The 14,597-nt window shown below is 71.7% G+C and carries 16 protein-coding genes; 10 read left to right on the forward strand and 6 right to left on the reverse strand.

Features of this window, described 5'->3' with window-relative positions:
* Positions 1-84: 84 nt before the first annotated feature.
* The gene (locus Air01nite_RS14070) at positions 85-480 is read right to left on the reverse strand and encodes an NUDIX hydrolase (protein WP_203702620.1); all 396 of its coding nucleotides are present in this window, start codon (positions 478-480) and stop codon (positions 85-87) included.
* Positions 477-1,643, reverse strand: a complete 1,167-nt coding sequence (locus Air01nite_RS14075) for an acyltransferase family protein (protein WP_203702621.1) — start codon at positions 1,641-1,643, stop codon at positions 477-479. The genes Air01nite_RS14070 and Air01nite_RS14075 overlap by 4 nt, the downstream gene beginning before the upstream one ends.
* A gap of 144 nt (positions 1,644-1,787) precedes the next feature.
* Here Air01nite_RS14075 and Air01nite_RS14080 point away from each other — a divergent pair, with 144 nt between their 5' ends.
* The 3 genes from Air01nite_RS14080 (at position 1,788) to Air01nite_RS14090 (ending at position 4,168) form a co-directional block, all read left to right on the forward strand.
* Entirely contained in the window at positions 1,788-2,279 is a 492-nt protein-coding gene (locus tag Air01nite_RS14080; protein WP_203702622.1) for a GNAT family N-acetyltransferase, read from the forward strand.
* 234 nt (positions 2,280-2,513) lie between these two features.
* Positions 2,514-3,509 carry an LLM class flavin-dependent oxidoreductase gene (locus Air01nite_RS14085; RefSeq protein WP_203702624.1) on the forward strand — a complete coding sequence of 332 codons (996 nt, stop codon included), beginning with the start codon at positions 2,514-2,516 and terminating at the stop codon, positions 3,507-3,509.
* Positions 3,506-4,168 (forward strand): NADPH-dependent F420 reductase, encoded by a 663-nt coding sequence (locus Air01nite_RS14090; protein WP_203702626.1) that lies wholly within the window; start codon positions 3,506-3,508, stop codon positions 4,166-4,168. The genes Air01nite_RS14085 and Air01nite_RS14090 overlap by 4 nt, the downstream gene beginning before the upstream one ends.
* Positions 4,169-4,259: 91 nt before the next feature.
* On the opposite strand, the gene Air01nite_RS14095 is transcribed toward Air01nite_RS14090, so the two are convergent.
* The gene (locus Air01nite_RS14095; RefSeq protein WP_203702628.1) at positions 4,260-4,598 is read right to left on the reverse strand and encodes a hypothetical protein; all 339 of its coding nucleotides are present in this window, start codon (positions 4,596-4,598) and stop codon (positions 4,260-4,262) included.
* Between the two features lie 81 nt (positions 4,599-4,679).
* Here Air01nite_RS14095 and Air01nite_RS14100 point away from each other — a divergent pair, with 81 nt between their 5' ends.
* Together Air01nite_RS14100 and Air01nite_RS14105 are read left to right on the forward strand one after the other, a co-directional pair.
* Positions 4,680-6,173, forward strand: a complete 1,494-nt coding sequence (locus Air01nite_RS14100; RefSeq protein ID WP_203702630.1) for an MFS transporter — start codon at positions 4,680-4,682, stop codon at positions 6,171-6,173.
* A gap of 156 nt (positions 6,174-6,329) precedes the next feature.
* Positions 6,330-6,560 carry a hypothetical protein gene (locus Air01nite_RS14105; RefSeq protein WP_203702632.1) on the forward strand — a complete coding sequence of 77 codons (231 nt, stop codon included), beginning with the start codon at positions 6,330-6,332 and terminating at the stop codon, positions 6,558-6,560.
* Positions 6,561-6,562: 2 nt separating this feature from the next.
* Here Air01nite_RS14105 and Air01nite_RS14110 read toward each other — a convergent pair whose 3' ends face one another.
* Positions 6,563-7,591 carry a coiled-coil domain-containing protein gene (locus Air01nite_RS14110; protein ID WP_203702634.1) on the reverse strand — a complete coding sequence of 343 codons (1,029 nt, stop codon included), beginning with the start codon at positions 7,589-7,591 and terminating at the stop codon, positions 6,563-6,565.
* 249 nt (positions 7,592-7,840) lie between these two features.
* Positions 7,841-9,559, reverse strand: a complete 1,719-nt coding sequence (locus tag Air01nite_RS14115) for an IlvD/Edd family dehydratase (protein WP_203702636.1) — start codon at positions 9,557-9,559, stop codon at positions 7,841-7,843.
* A gap of 46 nt (positions 9,560-9,605) precedes the next feature.
* On the opposite strand from Air01nite_RS14115, the gene Air01nite_RS14120 reads away from it, so the two are divergent.
* Positions 9,606-10,622, forward strand: coding sequence for a zinc-dependent alcohol dehydrogenase (locus Air01nite_RS14120; protein ID WP_203702637.1), 1,017 nt, complete (start codon positions 9,606-9,608; stop codon positions 10,620-10,622).
* A 30-nt stretch (positions 10,623-10,652) separates the two neighbouring features.
* Complete coding sequence (locus Air01nite_RS14125; RefSeq protein WP_203702638.1) at positions 10,653-11,123, forward strand: GtrA family protein; 471 nt, start codon at positions 10,653-10,655, stop codon at positions 11,121-11,123.
* Here Air01nite_RS14125 and Air01nite_RS14130 read toward each other — a convergent pair.
* Positions 11,017-11,799: a hypothetical protein gene (locus Air01nite_RS14130; protein ID WP_203702639.1), complete on the reverse strand. Its 783-nt coding sequence runs from the start codon at positions 11,797-11,799 to the stop codon at positions 11,017-11,019. The genes Air01nite_RS14125 and Air01nite_RS14130 overlap by 107 nt on opposite strands.
* Positions 11,800-11,865: 66 nt before the next feature.
* Here Air01nite_RS14130 and Air01nite_RS14135 point away from each other — a divergent pair, with 66 nt between their 5' ends.
* The 3 genes from Air01nite_RS14135 (at position 11,866) to Air01nite_RS14145 (ending at position 14,588) form a co-directional block, all read left to right on the forward strand.
* A complete protein-coding gene (locus tag Air01nite_RS14135; RefSeq protein WP_203702640.1) occupies positions 11,866-12,669 on the forward strand; it encodes an SDR family NAD(P)-dependent oxidoreductase in 804 nt (267 codons plus the stop codon).
* An 882-nt stretch (positions 12,670-13,551) separates the two neighbouring features.
* Positions 13,552-14,139: a DUF1707 SHOCT-like domain-containing protein gene (locus Air01nite_RS14140; protein ID WP_203702641.1), complete on the forward strand. Its 588-nt coding sequence runs from the start codon at positions 13,552-13,554 to the stop codon at positions 14,137-14,139.
* Positions 14,136-14,588: a hypothetical protein gene (locus tag Air01nite_RS14145; RefSeq protein WP_203702643.1), complete on the forward strand. Its 453-nt coding sequence runs from the start codon at positions 14,136-14,138 to the stop codon at positions 14,586-14,588. Before Air01nite_RS14140 ends, Air01nite_RS14145 begins: the two co-directional genes overlap by 4 nt.
* Positions 14,589-14,597: the final 9 nt, after the last annotated feature.

A 14,597-nucleotide genomic window follows, 5' to 3' on the forward strand; every position in this document is an offset into this window, starting at 1 on the left:
TGGCAGCGGAGCGAAGCGGAGCGGTGTCCGGCGGGAGCGACGGTCGTGCCCACCGCGGGCCCGGGTAAATGATCTCGATGCGCGTCAGCGCAGGCGGCCCGTTTCGTGCAGGTGGTCGAAGACGAGCTGGTCGACGGGGGAGAAGCGGTCGCGGTCGGCGTAGCCGAGCCAGACCAGCTCCGCGATCTCGTTGTCCGGGTGCAGGGTGCCCTGGTAGTCGGCGGTGTAGCAGGTCATGGTCACCCGTGTGCCCGGCGCTTGGCCGTGTGCCTCGGCCTCGAACGTGCCCAGGTGCGCTTCGGTGCCGGGGACGATCGCGACGCTCAGCTCCTCGCGGACCTCGCGCACCAGAGTCTCGACGTCGGTCTCGCCCGGCTCGCGCTTGCCGCCGGGCAGGTAGAAGACGTCACGGCCCTGGTTGCGGGAGCTGAGGATCGAGCCGTCGGTCAGCAGGATCCAGGCGATCTTGTCGATGGTCACAGGTAGCGGCCGACCGGGGTGCGTTCGATGAGTTGCCAGGCCAGCCAGAAGCAGACCGGGACGCCGATGCCGCCTACCGCGATGGCTTTCGCTTCCGCCGGCAGGTCGAAGGGGCGCAACATGATCGCGAGGGTGAGCAGGACCGGGGCCTGTAGCACGAAGGCGGCGAAGGAGCCGCGGGCGCAGCGGCGCCAGGTGCGGCTGTCGCCGCGCAGGCGGTCCTGGGCCAGGCCGAGCACCCAGACCGAGCCGGCGACGACCAGGATCGCCTCGACGGTCGCGAGGAGCAGGGCCTGCCAGTGCATGCCGCCCTGGTAGGGGCCCGCGTCGTCGGCCAGGTCGCTGATGCCGACCGTCCAGGCGTAGACCGGCAGCGACACGATCGTGACGATCACCGCGACGCCGCAGCCGCGGCGCAGGCCCTCCGGGACCCGCTTGGCCCAGCCGAAGCGGGCCGCCGCGACGCCGAGGCCGAACATGGCCACGCACTGCGGCCACTGCCAGACGTGCAGGTCGAGGACCTGCTTGCTCTGCGCCGGGAACCAGAGGCGGACGATGAACGAGGCGATCGCGACGAGGCCGATCAGCGTCGCCAGTTGGCGGCCGCCCAGGGCCGCGGGCGCCTCTTCGACCGGCTCGCCGTCGGTGCGGGCGCGGTCCTTGGCCCAGACCAGCGCGGCGTACGCGAGCGAGACGTAGAGCAGGATCTCGGCGAACCAGAGCGGGCCGGAGTCCAGGAACGGGTGCCGGTTGGTGAACTCCCACCAGAACGAGACCTTGTAGCCGGCCGAGAGGTAGGCGAACCACATGAACAGCGGCCAGACCAGCAGCGCGAACAGCAGAAACGGCACGCCGAGGCGGACCACCCGCTCGCTGGCGAACTTGGCCGGGCCCTTGCGGGCCATCGCGGCGGGCGCGAACAGGCCGGCGATGAAGAAGAAGGTGCCGATCACGAAAAGGGCCGTCGGTCCGACGACGACGGCCATGGCGAGCTCTGACTTGGGATGGAACGTGGTCTCTTGGACTTCGTCGTAGGGCCACCCCCCGATGGCCGAATATCCCAGCAGCGCGTGGCCACCGATGATCCACGCGACCATCACGGCCCGCAGGTTGTCGACGTGCGGAAGCCGCTCGACACGTGTCGGTGAACCGATCGTGGCCATCCGGACCCCCTCTCCGAAACAATGGCGCACATTCAAGATTGCCACCGGAGAGCCGTCATCGGGGACAACCGAAGGGTCAGGGTGCGGTTCGTCACTCGGCGGCGACAACCACTCACACCGTTTGTCCCGATACGCTCGGTCCTCATGGACATACAGATCCGACCAATGGCGGCGGTCGATTGGCCTGCGTGCCGCCGGATCTACCAGGAGGGCCTCGACACGGGCGAGGCCAGCTTCGAAACTTCGGCGCCGGACTGGGACGCGTTTGACGGCTCTCGATTGACATCGCACCGGTTTGTCGCAATGTTCAACGGGCGAGTAGTCGGGTGGGTCGCGGTCTCGCCGGTGTCTGCTCGACCGGTGTACGCGGGAGTGGTCGAGCACAGCGTCTACGTCTCGTCGGAGGCGCGCGGCGGCGGCGTGGGCGGTGCGTTGCTCGGTGCGTTGATCGCGTCCACCGAACAGGCCGGCATCTGGACCATCCAGTCCGGCGTGTTCCCGACCAACAAGGCGAGCCTGCGCCTGCACGAGGCGGCCGGCTTCCGCGTGGTCGGCACCCGGGAGCGCGTGGGCCGCCACCACGGCGAATGGCGCGACGTGGTCCTGCTCGAACGCCGCAGCCAGGTGGTGGCGTGAGGCTCAGGCGTCGACGCCGGCGCTCGTGAGCAGATCCGCGACGATGCCGGCTTGATCGGGATCGACGTCCGTGGACGCCGGAGTGTAGGCGGCCCGGACCTATGCACATCGGATCGCGAACCTGTCGGTATGCGCCGTCCCGCCGATCCGGAATAGTGTCCTCCGGTTGCACGTTACGTCTCGCGGAATCGGAAGATGAAGCTCCGCTTCGTACGCGCTTTGGGGTTGTTCTCGATGGAACTTGGTATCTACTCGTTCGGCGACAGCGGCACCGTGCCCACCCGGCAGCGGCTCGCCGACCTGGTCGCGCAGGCCCGCTACGCCGACGAGGCCGGTCTGGACGTGATCGCGCTCGGCGAGCACCACCGGCCCGACTTCACGCTGTCGGCACCCGAGATCGTGCTCGCCGCGATCTCGTCGGTGACCGACCGGATCCGGCTCAGCACCGGTGTGACCGTGCTCTCGACGGCGGACCCGGTGCGGGTCTACCAGCAGTTCGCGACGCTGGACCAGCTCTCCGGCGGCCGGGCGGAGATCATCGCGGGGCGCGGCGCCTTCACCGAGTCGTTCCCGTTGTTCGGGTACGACCTGCGCTCGTACGACCTCCTGTTCGAAGAGAAGCTGAAGCTGCTGCTGCAGATCGCCGCGGAGTCACCGGTGACCTGGCAGGGCCGCACCCGGCCGCCGCTGGAGAACGCCGAGGTCACGCCGCGGGCGCTGCAGGAACCGTTGCCGATCTGGGTGGGTGTCGGCGGCACGCCGCAGTCCGCCGTGCGGGCCGGGCGCCTCGGCGCGCCGATGTTCGTCGCGATCTTCACGGACCCGGCGCCGGCCCGCGGCCTGGTCGAGCTGTACCACCGGGCCGCCGCCGGCGCGGGCCACGACCCGGCGACGCTGCGGGTGGCCAGTGGCGGCCACATGTTCGTGGGTCGCACGTCACAGGGCGCGCGGGACGCGTTCTACCCGTACTACTCGGAATACCTGAGCCTGCTCCCGCAGTTCTCCGGAGGTATGCCACGCGAGGTCTACGACCAGTGGATCCGGGCCGGCCTGCTGGTCGGCAGCCCGCAGGAGGTCATCGACAAGATCATGAGGCACCGGGAACTGCTGGGCATCAGCCGGTACGTGGGCCAGTTCGACGTCGGCGGCATGCCGTCCGGCATGATCGACAAGAGCCTGGAACTGTTCGCCACGGAGGTGGCGCCGGTGATCCGCAAGGAGACGTCATGAGCTCGCCCCGGGTTGCCGTCCTCGGCGCCGGCAAGGTCGGCACGGTCCTGGCCCGACTGGCGGTCGCCGCCGGCCGCCCCACGGCGATCGCGGGCTCGGGCGACCCGTCTGCGCTGGGGTTGATCGTGGACGTGCTCGCGCCGGGCGCGGTGCCGATGACCGCCGCGGACGCGGCGGGTCAGGCCGACATCGTGCTCGTCGCGGTGCCGCTGGCCCGCCTGGACTCGGTCCCGGCGTCAGCGCTGCGGGGCAAGATCGTGATCGACGTGATGAACTACTGGCCGCCGGTGGACGGCGTGCTGCCGCTATGGGAGTCGGCGACACCGTCGTCGAGCGAGATCGTCCGCGACGTCCTCGGTGTCGACGTGGTGAAGTCGTTCAACCACATGGGCTACCACGAGCTGGACGCGTGGACGCGCCCGTCGGGTGACCCGGACCGCCGTGCCCTGGCCGTCGCGGGCGACGACCCGGCTGCCGTCGAGGTGGTCGCGGAGCTCGTGGACGCGATGGGCTTCGACCCGGTGCTGCTGGCGCCGCTGAGCGCGGGCCGCGTCCTACAGCCAGGCTCATCGGACATCTTCGGCGCCAACCTGACCCGCGCGGAGTTGCTCTCCACCCTGGACAACCTCGGCGTCGCACCCGCCGCCGCCTGCCCGTAGCCCGCGCCGCAGCTCGGCGCTTTCGTCGGCCGGCCAACCCCGCGGTTGGCCGGCTTTCGCGTCCCGGACCCGAGCGGCCGGCGCCCTGCAGTTATGGGAGGTGGTCGCCGGGGAAGCTGCGGGCTGGATGGGCCGTGTAGGTGAAGACGCCGGCGACCACGCCCGGGTCCTCGTCCATGAGGGCGGTCGTGGCGGCCAGGTCAAGGTCGAAGATGCCGATGCCGCAGACGTCGGAGTCGTCCCGGACCGGGCAGACGATGCTGAGCGCGCCGTCGGCCCGGAGCCCGAAGTTGCGCCGCCCGTGCTCCCAGACGATCGCGTCGGCCTCCGGCGTGCCGTGTTTCGGGCCCGCGCGCAGGATCACCGCCGTGTAGCCCTTCGTGGCGGACATACCGGCCCGCATCTCGTCGTCGCTGACGTAGGTGGTCATAGGTGATCACGGTAGACCTGTCGAAACCCGCGCCACGGCTCCGACCTCCGGGGTGAACCTGACACCACCGGAGAGGTACTCATGGACATGAAAGACCAACGGGCAGGTCGCAAGCAGTGGGTGGGGCTCGCGGTGCTCGCCCTGCCGTCCCTGCTCGTCTCCATCGACCTGTTCGTGCTGCTGCTCGCCATCCCGCGGCTCAGTGGCGACCTGCACGCCAGCAGCACCGAGCAGCTCTGGATCATCGACGTCTACGGGTTCCTGCTGTCCGGGTTCCTGATCACCATGGGCGCGTTCGGCGACCGGCTGGGCCGGCGGCGGCTGCTGTTCGGCGGCGCGGCCGTGTTCGGCGTCGCGTCCGTGGTCGCCGCCTACGCGCCCGACGCCACCACGCTGATCGCGGCCCGAGCCGTGCTCGGCATCGCCGGGGCGGCCATGGGACCGACCACGCTCGCGCTGATCACCGGCATGTTCCGCGACCCAAGGCAGCGCGCGACCGCGATCGGCGTCTGGATCATGTCGCTGATGGGCGGCAGCGCGATCGGCCCCGTTGTCGGCGGCGTCCTGCTCGCGCACTTCTGGTGGGGCTCGGTCTTCCTGCTCGCCGTGCCGGCGATGCTCCTGCTGCTGACCATCGGCCCGGCGCTCCTGCCCAAGGACCAACCGGAGCGGCACCCCGCGCCGCTCGACCTCACCAGCGTCGCGCTGTCGCTGGCCGCGATCCTGCCAACGGTGTACGGCATCAAGGAGCTAGCCCGACACGGCGCCCAGCCGACCCCGCTGGCCGTGCTGATCGTCGGGCTCGCGTTCGCGGCGGCCTTCGTGCGCCGCCAGCAGACCCTGCCGCACCCGCTGGTCGACCTGCGGCTCTTCAAACAGCGCACGTTCCGCACCGCGCTCGGCGGGATGTTCGTCAACACCATGCTGCCGGGCGCGACGATGGTGCTGATCACGCAATATCTGCAGCTCGTCGCCGGCTACGAGCCGCTGCGCGCGGGCCTCGCCCTGCTGCCGGCCGTCGCCGCCGGGATCGCCTCGACCCAGCTCGCCCCGCCGCTGGCCCGGCGCTTCCGGCCGGCACCCCTGATCGCGGGCGGCCTGGCCATCTCGGTGGTCGGCCTCGCGCTGCTGACCACCGCCGACTCCGCGACCACGGTGGTCGCCGGAATGGCGCTGTTCAACGTCGGCGCGGGCCCGCTGATCACCCAGGGCACCGGCATCGTCGTCGGCGCGGTGCCGCCGGAGAAGGCCGGCGGCGCGGCTTCGCTGTCGCAGACGGCCAACGAGTTCGGGTTCGCGCTCGGGGTCGCGGTGCTCGGCAGCGTCGCGGCTGCCGTCTACCGCCACGGCGCTCCGGCCGGTGCTGGCGACTCGCTCGCCGCGGCCCCGGCGGCGCTGCTCGACCAGGCCCGGGCCGCCTTCACCGACGGCCTGCACGTGGTCGCCGCGATCAGCGCGGTGGTGATCGCGGCGACGGCCGTCGTCTGCCTGCGGGTGCTGCGCCACCTGCCGCCGGTCGGTCAGGAGCGGGCCGACGAGCCGGGCACCCAACCACTCGAGCCCGCGGCCGGATAGGCCCAGGCCCGGCGCGAGCTGACCTGCCGCCGGCGGCGTGAGCTGACCTGCCGCCGGCGGCGTGAGCTGACCTGCCGCCGGCGGCGCGGCAGGTCAGCGCGAGCCGCTGAGGAAACTCCGTCGAGGTGATGGGCGGTCGGCCACTAGGCTCCGCCCATGCCGGACCCGCAAGGATTCACCTTCGAGCAGCGCGCCGACGGTTCGGTCCTGATCCTGCACCGCGGCCGCGTCGCGACGACCCTGCGTGGGGCACGGGCGCGGGAGTTCCTCGCCGAGGTCGACGACGACCCGCAGCACGTGATGGCCCGCTGGACCGGCAACTACCGCCACGGCAACGAACGCACCGCCCGGAACCACCCGCGTAACCGCGGCTCCGGGCGGCGCTGACGTCAAAGCATCGACATGTGCACGTGATCCGTGTGGTCGCTCTCGCCGCTGTAGGACTTCCAGCCTGTGGCGGGGAACCAGATGCGTTTGTACCAGATCACGTAGAGGATCCCGAGCGCGTCGGCGTTTCGCACGAGGAACGCGGCCAGGTTGTTGCCGTAGAGCTTCTCGGCGGTGCTGGACGCTCTCGCGAACCCGCTCGAGCGCAACGACCAGTCGCAGGCGCGGCCTTTCGGATGCTCGTAGGGCCCGCCCGGCCGGTAACAACCGACGAACTTGTTGAACCCGGCCCGCTTCACTTCCTTGTACGCGTTCAGCGTGCGCTTCGTGATGCAGCCGCTGGTGGTCGGGTCCTCCTGGTTGCAGGACTCGTCGGGCCAGCTCCCGTCGGCGGCCCGCGGCGCCGGGCGGGCCTTCGGGGACGTCGCGGACACCAGGTCCTCGCCGCCGGTCAGCGCGATGCCGCCGCCGACGAGGTCGAGGGCGTTCTCGGCGGCGCGCTTCTGCTTGGCGATCGAGTCGGCCGCCGCCTTCTGCGTCGCCACCTCGGCGTCGATCGCCGCCTTCGCCTCCGCGGCCGTCCGCTCGGCCTCGGCGAGGGCGGTGAGCTTGCCGGCGTTGTACTGGTTGATCTGCTCCAGCGCGGTCGCCCGCTCCAGGAAGCCGTTCGGGTCCGAGGCGTTCAGCATCGCGGCCATCGCGCTGATCCGCCCCGACCGGTACGACTCGGCGGCGAACTTGGTCACCTGCGGGCGCAGCTCCTCGATCCGCTGCTCCGCCTGCTGCACCTGGAGGTCGAGCTGCAACTGCCGCTTACGCGACTTGTCCAGCACCGCCTTGGCCTTGGCGTACTGCTTGCCGGTCGACGCGAGCACGTCGCCCAGCATCGGCACCTCTTTTTCCTTGGGTGCCGCGGGCGTGGGCGTCGGGTTGGGCGCGGCATAGCCGGGCGCGGGCGGCACCAGGGCGACCGTTGCGGCGGCGACCAGAGCCAGAGCAGTTGCAAGCCAGCGTCGTCGCGCGGCGGTCATACTCGTCGTTTCCCTCCGTCAAACCGCGCACGAGCATACCCAAGGGAGATCCGGTCGCAACTGGTGCACAAAGCGACAGGCCAATCGCGAACCGTAGCGGCCGTCGAGCGCGCCACCCGAAACACGCCGCGCGACCGGCCAAGACACCGCCCGGCGACGACCCGCGACCGCCCCGAACGCGACACCACCGAAAGGGGCAAAACCCCTCGCACCGGGCGGCTAATTTGGTGACAATCCGTCGACAGATCTTCAGTGCGAGTCGCGGGGCACCCGGTCACCGCTGCCGCCGACCAGGAAGTCGAGATCCGCGCCGGTTTCCGCGCCGCGGACGGTGTCCACGTAGAGCTTTTCCCAACCCCGGGTCGGCCGGGCCAGCGCCGCGACCATCGCCGCCGCGGGCTCGCGCGCCGCGAACTCGGCCGCGGGCACGTCCACGTCGATCCTCCGGGCCTCCACGTCCAGCACGATCGGGTCGCCGTCGCGGACCTTCGACAGCGGGCCGCCGGCCGCGCCCTCGGGGGCGACGTGCAGCACCACCGTGCCGTACGCGGTGCCGCTCATCCGCCCGTCGCAGACCCGCACCATGTCGCGGACGCCCTGTTGGAGCAGTTTGCGGGGGAGCGGCAGGTTGGCCACCTCCGGCATGCCGGGATAGCCCTTCGGGCCGCAGCCGCGCAGCACCAGCACGGAGGACGCGTCGACGTCCAGATCCGGGTCGTCGATCCGGTGGTGCAGGTCCTCGACGGAGTCGAAGACCACCGCGCGCCCGCGGTGCTGGAGCAACTCGGGGGTCGCCGCCGCCGGCTTGATGATCGCGCCGTCCGGCGCCAGGTCGCCGCGCAGTACCGCGATCCCCGCGTCCGCCATCAGCGGCTCCGCGCGCGGGCGGATCACCTCCGGGTCGTGGATCACGCCGTCCGCGAGGTAGGCGCCCAGCGGCTGGCCGGTCACCGTCAGCGCCGAGAGGTCGAGGAGGTCCGAGATCTCCCGCAGCACCGCGGCGAGGCCCCCGGCCCGGTGGAAGTCCTCCATCAGGTGCCGCCCCGCCGGCTGCAGGTCGACCAGCAACGGAATCCCGTGCCCGGCCCGGTCGATCTCGTCGAGCGTCAGCGGCACACCCAGCCGACCCGCCAGAGCCAGCAGGTGTACGACGGCGTTGGTCGAACCACCCAGCGCGCCCAACGCGACGATCGCGTTGTGGAACGACGCCTTGGTGATCACCTGGCTGGGCCGCCGCCCGTCCTGGACCATCGACACCGCCAGCCGACCGGACTCGTGCGCCTGCGCCAGCAGCCGGCTGTCCGCCGCCGGCAGCCCGGCCGTGCCCGGCAGCGTCGTGCCCAACACCTCGGCGAGCAGGCCCATCGTGGAGGCCGTACCCATCGTGTTGCAATGGCCCTTGCTCCTGATCATGGCCGACTGCGACGCCTGGAAGTCGCGGTTCGACAGCGTGCCGGCGCGGACCTCCTCGGACAGCCGCCACACGTCGGTGCCGCAACCCAGCGGCACACCCCGGAACGTGCCGGAGAGCATCGGGCCGCCGGGCACCACCAGCGCCGGAAGATCAACCGACGCGGCGCCCATCAGCAGTGACGGGATGGTCTTGTCGCAACCGCCGAGCAGCACCACGCCGTCGATCGGGTTGGCGCGGATCATCTCCTCGATGGCCATCGCGGCCATGTTGCGCCAGAGCATCGCGGTCGGCCGGACCTGCGTCTCGCCGAGGGACACGACGGGCAGTTCCAGGGGTACGCCGCCCGCCTCCCAGACGCCGTTGGCCACGCTGCGGGCGACCTCGGTCAGGTGCATGTTGCAGGGCGTGAGGTCCGAGGCCGTGTTGGCGATGGCGATCTGCGGCCGGCCGTCGAACGCCGAGTCCGGCGCGCCGCGGCGCATCCAGGCCCGGTGAATGTAGGAGTTCCGGTCCTGGCCGGCATACCACGCGTCGGAGCGGAGGGGGGCAGGCATACTGCCCATTATCAAGATTCGCCTGATCGGGTGGCAGGGGGTGGCCGTGCGCGCGTTCGTCGTCGTCGGGCCGGGCCGGGCGGAAATCCAGGACGTAGCGCCCCCGGTGCCCCGGCTCGGCGAGGTGATCGTCGATGTCGAGCGGGCCGGCGTGTGCGGCACGGACGCCGAGTTCTACTCGGGGCACATGGCCTACCTGCACAGCGGCGACGCCGCGTACCCGATCCGGATCGGTCATGAATGGTGTGGCGTGGTCTCCGCGGTCGGCGCCGAGGTCGACCGCGAATGGCTCGGCCGGCGGGTCACCGGCGACACGATGCTCGGTTGCGGCAACTGCCTGCGGTGCCTGAGCGGGCGGCAGCACCTGTGCGCCGACCGCTTCGAGATCGGCATCCGCGGCGGCTGGCCCGGCGCGCTCGCGGAGCAACTCCCGGTGCCGGTGCGGGCGCTGCACCCGCTGCCGGACTCGGTCGACGCCACCCTCGGCGCCCTGGTCGAGCCCGGCGGCAACGCGCTGCGGGTCGTCGAGGCCGCGGCCGTCACCGCGACGACCCGGCTCCTGGTGCTCGGCCCCGGCACGATCGGCCTGCTCACCGCCCAGATCGCCGCCGCCCGCGGCGCCGAGGTGCACCTGCTCGGCCGCGACGCGGCGTCGCTCGCCTTCGCCCGCGAGCTGGGCTTCGCACACACCTGGACCGCCGACGACCTCCCCGACGCGTGCGTCTTCGACGCGGTGGTCGACGCGACCAACGCGACCGCGCTGCCGGGGTTCGCGGTGCGCCGGGTCGAGCCAGGCGGGCGGGTCGTCTACATCGGCATCGCCGAGGAGCCGTCGCTGGTCGACTCCCGCGAGCTCGTGCTCAAGGACGTGACCGCCGTCGGTGTGCTCAGCGCGTCGGGCGGCCTGTCAGGGACCATCGAGTTGTACGCGACCGGCGCCGTCGACCCCCGCCCGCTGGTCGCCGCGACGGTCGGGCTGGACGGCGCGGCCGAGGTGCTCGCCGGCCGGCGACCCGCCGAATGGGGCGCGGCACCAAAAGTTCATGTCGACCCTCGCCGGTGATTCCCAGATTGCGGGGCTAGGGTGTGCGGCGTGGGTCGGGCCTTGCGGATCTTGCGACTCGCCGCCAAGCACTCCCTGACCCGTTTCCTCGCCCTCGCGGCGCTGGGCTTCGGCTTCGATCTGGCGCTGCTGGCGGTCCTCGACGCGGTCACACCGCTGCCGGCGGCGGCGACGGTGAGCATCGCCTTCTGGGTGACGTACGCGCTGAACTTCGCGCTCAACCGGACGTTCGCGTTCCACGCCAACGGCCACGGCGTGCGCGGCCAGCTCGCCCGGTTCGCACCGCAGGTGCTGGGCGACTACTTGCTGACCCTGGTGGGTGTGACCGCCCTCGGCGCGCTCGGCGTCGGCCTGGTCCCGGCCCGCATCATCGCCGGCGGCACCAACCTGGTCTTCAACTACGTGCTGTACCGCTGGTGGACGTTCCGCCGCCGCCCCGACCCGGCCGCCGCGCCGACCTCCGAGCCGGAGCTCGCACTGGCCGCGTCGGATCGGTCGTAACCCGCTCGAGCGGGAATTCCGGGAGCGCGTCCCAGACCACGGTCGCACCCAGGTCGGCCGCCACGGCGTCGCCGATGACCCGGGCACCGTGGAGGTGGACGCGGGCGCAGGAGATCGCGCCGATCAGTCCGATCGCGTGCCGGCCGCCGGGCCGCGGCCGGAGCACGCTGCTCGCCGCGGTCGTGCCGCGCAGCGGGCCCGGCCAGACCTCGCTGCGCCAGCCGGAGACCAGACCGTGGGTGAGGCAGTGCCGCACCTGCATCCAGCCGTCGGCGCGCGCCTCGGCCTCGGCGAACGTGATGGTCTCGGTGGCCGGCCGCCCGCCGATGCCGGGGATGTTCCACACCCGCACCTCGGGCGCGTGGGCCAGCCGGGTCGCGCTGCCCGGAAACTCGCTCGCGCACTTGCGGCGGAAGTCGGCCACCGTCGGGTTGTTCGTCGACACCCGCTTCGCGATCTGGGCGAGCCCGTACCCGCGCTGGTGGAGCGCGGTGGCCAGGAAGTCCTCGACGAAGCCCTCGAAGGCGGAGATGACGCCGAGCACGATCGCCGGCGGCAGCGCCGAGTAGTTGCCGGCGTTGCCCGACGTGCGCGGATGGAGGCTCGCGAGCCGCCGCGGCACCTCCAGCGAGCGCGCGAAGCGGTCGATGCTGTCCTGGAGTGCGACCGGGAGCATCCGGCCATTCTCCCCGCCGGGCGCGGCGGCCACGCTCGTCCGTACCGCCGGATCAGAATGTCCGGTATGGACCTGCAGCTGGCCGGCAAACGGGCCGTCGTCACCGGCGGCAGCCGAGGGATCGGCAACGCGATCGCCTGGGCGCTGGCCCGCGAGGGTTGCGACATCGGCCTGGTCGCCCGTCACCGCGAGGAGGTCGGTGGCGCGGCCCGGGAATTGCACGATGCGATTGGGGTACGGGTGGTGCCGCTGGTCGCCGACACGTCGTCCACAGAGGCCGTCGACGCGATGGTCACCGGCGCGATGGAGCTCCTGGGTGGCGTCGACGTCCTGGTCAACTGCGCGGCCCGCCCGGCGGGCGCCGGCACCGCGCCGCCGGTGCTCGACGACATCACGGACGAGCGCTTCCACGAGGAGATGAACACGAAGGTCATGGGTTACCTGCGCTGCGCCCGGGCGGTCGCCCCGCACATGCGCCGCGCGGGCTGGGGCCGGATCATCTCGATCTCGGGCCTCGCCGCCCGCCGCACCGGCGACACGATCGCCAGCATGCGCAACGTTGCGGTGGTCGCGATGACCCGCAACCTGGCAGAGGAGCTCGGCCCGTCGGGCATCAACGTGACGGCCGTGCACCCGTCGAGCCCGTTCACCCAACGAAGCCCGGCCATCATCCGCGCGGCGGCGGAACGCGAGGGCATCTCGGAGGACGAGGCCACCCGCAAGGTCCTGGCGGGCAACGCGCTGCACCGGGTGATCCACGCCGACGACATAGCCGCCCTGGTCACATTCCTGGCCTCACCCCTGTCAGTCGCGATCAACGGCGACGTCATAGCCGCCGGCGGCGGCGTAGGTCAATCGATCTACTACTAGGCGATCAATTCCAACTGTCGGTGGTCGCCGTTGGTGAGCAGTGGCGAGGCTTTCGACGCGTCATGGGTCCTGACGTGGGTTGCGGTGGCGGTGGCGCCGGCTCGCGGGTCGTCGCACCGTTGGTCGTGGAGGCTTTTCGCTTTCGTTCGCTGCTGTCCGATCGCCGTTGGTTTGGGTCGTCTGGAGGAACGCGTTCTGTCGGCCCCGGTCCGAGCCAGTGGGGGTGTTCGCGGCGGCGTGCCCGCCGTAGCCGTTGCGTGCGGGAGGACACCTCGGCCGGTGCTGGCCTTTGCCGCCGTGGTCGTTCGCGCGTCGCGTCGGTGCTTGCTCCTGGTCGGGCGTGCCGGAACCGAGGTGGCCGTTGGCAACGGCCGGTTCGTGATCGGATGCCAGCGGACCGGGACGCCGAGACGCTCGCGCGTGACCACGTGGGGCTGGTCGGGACGGTAGGACGCCCGGGGCGTGATCGTGTGCGGCTGGTCGTGTTCGGGCACGGCGTGTCGACCAGACCTGGTGCACAGGATCAGCGGTGCGGCTCTCGAGCTTCCCGACGAGCCACACATGATCATGGCCGGGGTGAACCCGCCCACGGCCCCGCGGCCCGTCCCTGATCCGGGGCGGCGGCGCTGGTGGATCGCGGATCGAACTTCCCGATCTGCCACCGGTCAGGCACATCTCGCACCACGCGCCCGGACGTTGGTGGACCATCCCCGATTCGTGGAGGCTTCAGCACGGCGCGCGGTAGGACCCACCCCTTGGAACAGATCGGATCAGGGGCTGTCGTGAGTCCTGACCGGGCTGCGGCGGCCTTGTCCACGAGACAGACCCGCGGCCGCGGGCAGGAGCTGTTCCGGGCCTGGCCTGGCCCGTAGAGTCGTGGGTGTGACCGCCGAGCTTCCCTCGCAGCGCGACATTCGCATGTCCGACGCCGAGCGGGAGAGCGTGCTGGCGCGCCTCAACACGGCGGTCTCCGAGGGCCGGCTGACCATGGCCGAGTTCGAGGAGCGGGTCGACGGCGTGCTGCGTTCACGCACCTTCCGCGACGTGGAGCCGTTCCTGGCCGACCTGCCGCGCGTCGCCGTCGTCCCGGCGATGGAGGCCAAGGACGTGGTCGAGCTGCGCGGCCACGCCGGGCAGATCCGGCGGTCCGGGCGCTGGGCGGTGCCGCGGAAGCTGGTGGTGCGCGGCGTCGCCGGGATCGTCAAGCTCGACTTCCGCGAGGCCGTCTTCAGCCACCGCTTCGTCGAGGTCGAACTGTCCACACAGGGCGGCACCACCTTCATCGTCCTGCCCCGGGGCGCCACCGCCGACCTGGACAAGCTCCGCACGACCGGCGGCTTCACCCTCTGCCGGGTCAACTCCTATCCCGACCCGGCCTCCACGGCACCGCACCTGGTGGTCACCGGCAGCAGTGCCGCCGGGACGCTGATCGTCCGCTACCCCCGCAAGCTCGGCCGCTGGACCTGGTGACCGCACTCCCGCGCGGCGCCACCGGTTTCTGGGACGCCGCCGACGGCCCGCCTGCCCGCACTGACGTCCGCGCCTTCCGTCAGGCCGTGCACATGGCCGCGCGCGAGGTGGCCGGTCGGGTCGAGGGCTTCGAGCCAGCCGGCGTGACACCGAACTTCCACCTCACGGTCATCCGGACGGTCGACGACCGGATAGGCGTGGTCTGCCACGCGCTGCTGCCCTGGCTGGCGATCGCGCGGCCGCCGGACGGGTCCGTCGAGCCGCTGACGTTCCGGTCCGAACCGGCGCTCGCCGCCGCGTTGGGTTCGGTCCCGCCGTTCCGCGTGTTCGACCCGGTCACCCTCGCGACCCCGCTCGCACGCCTGGACCTCTCCACCCTCGACCGCGGTGAGCGGGAGGAGATCGGCCGCTGGAAGCCGGGAGAGTTGGTGTTCAACTGGTGGGACTGACCCTGGGGG

Origin of the sequence: Asanoa iriomotensis (genome assembly GCF_016862515.1) — a bacterium.
GTDB classification, from domain to species: Bacteria; Actinomycetota; Actinomycetes; order Mycobacteriales; family Micromonosporaceae; genus Asanoa; species Asanoa iriomotensis.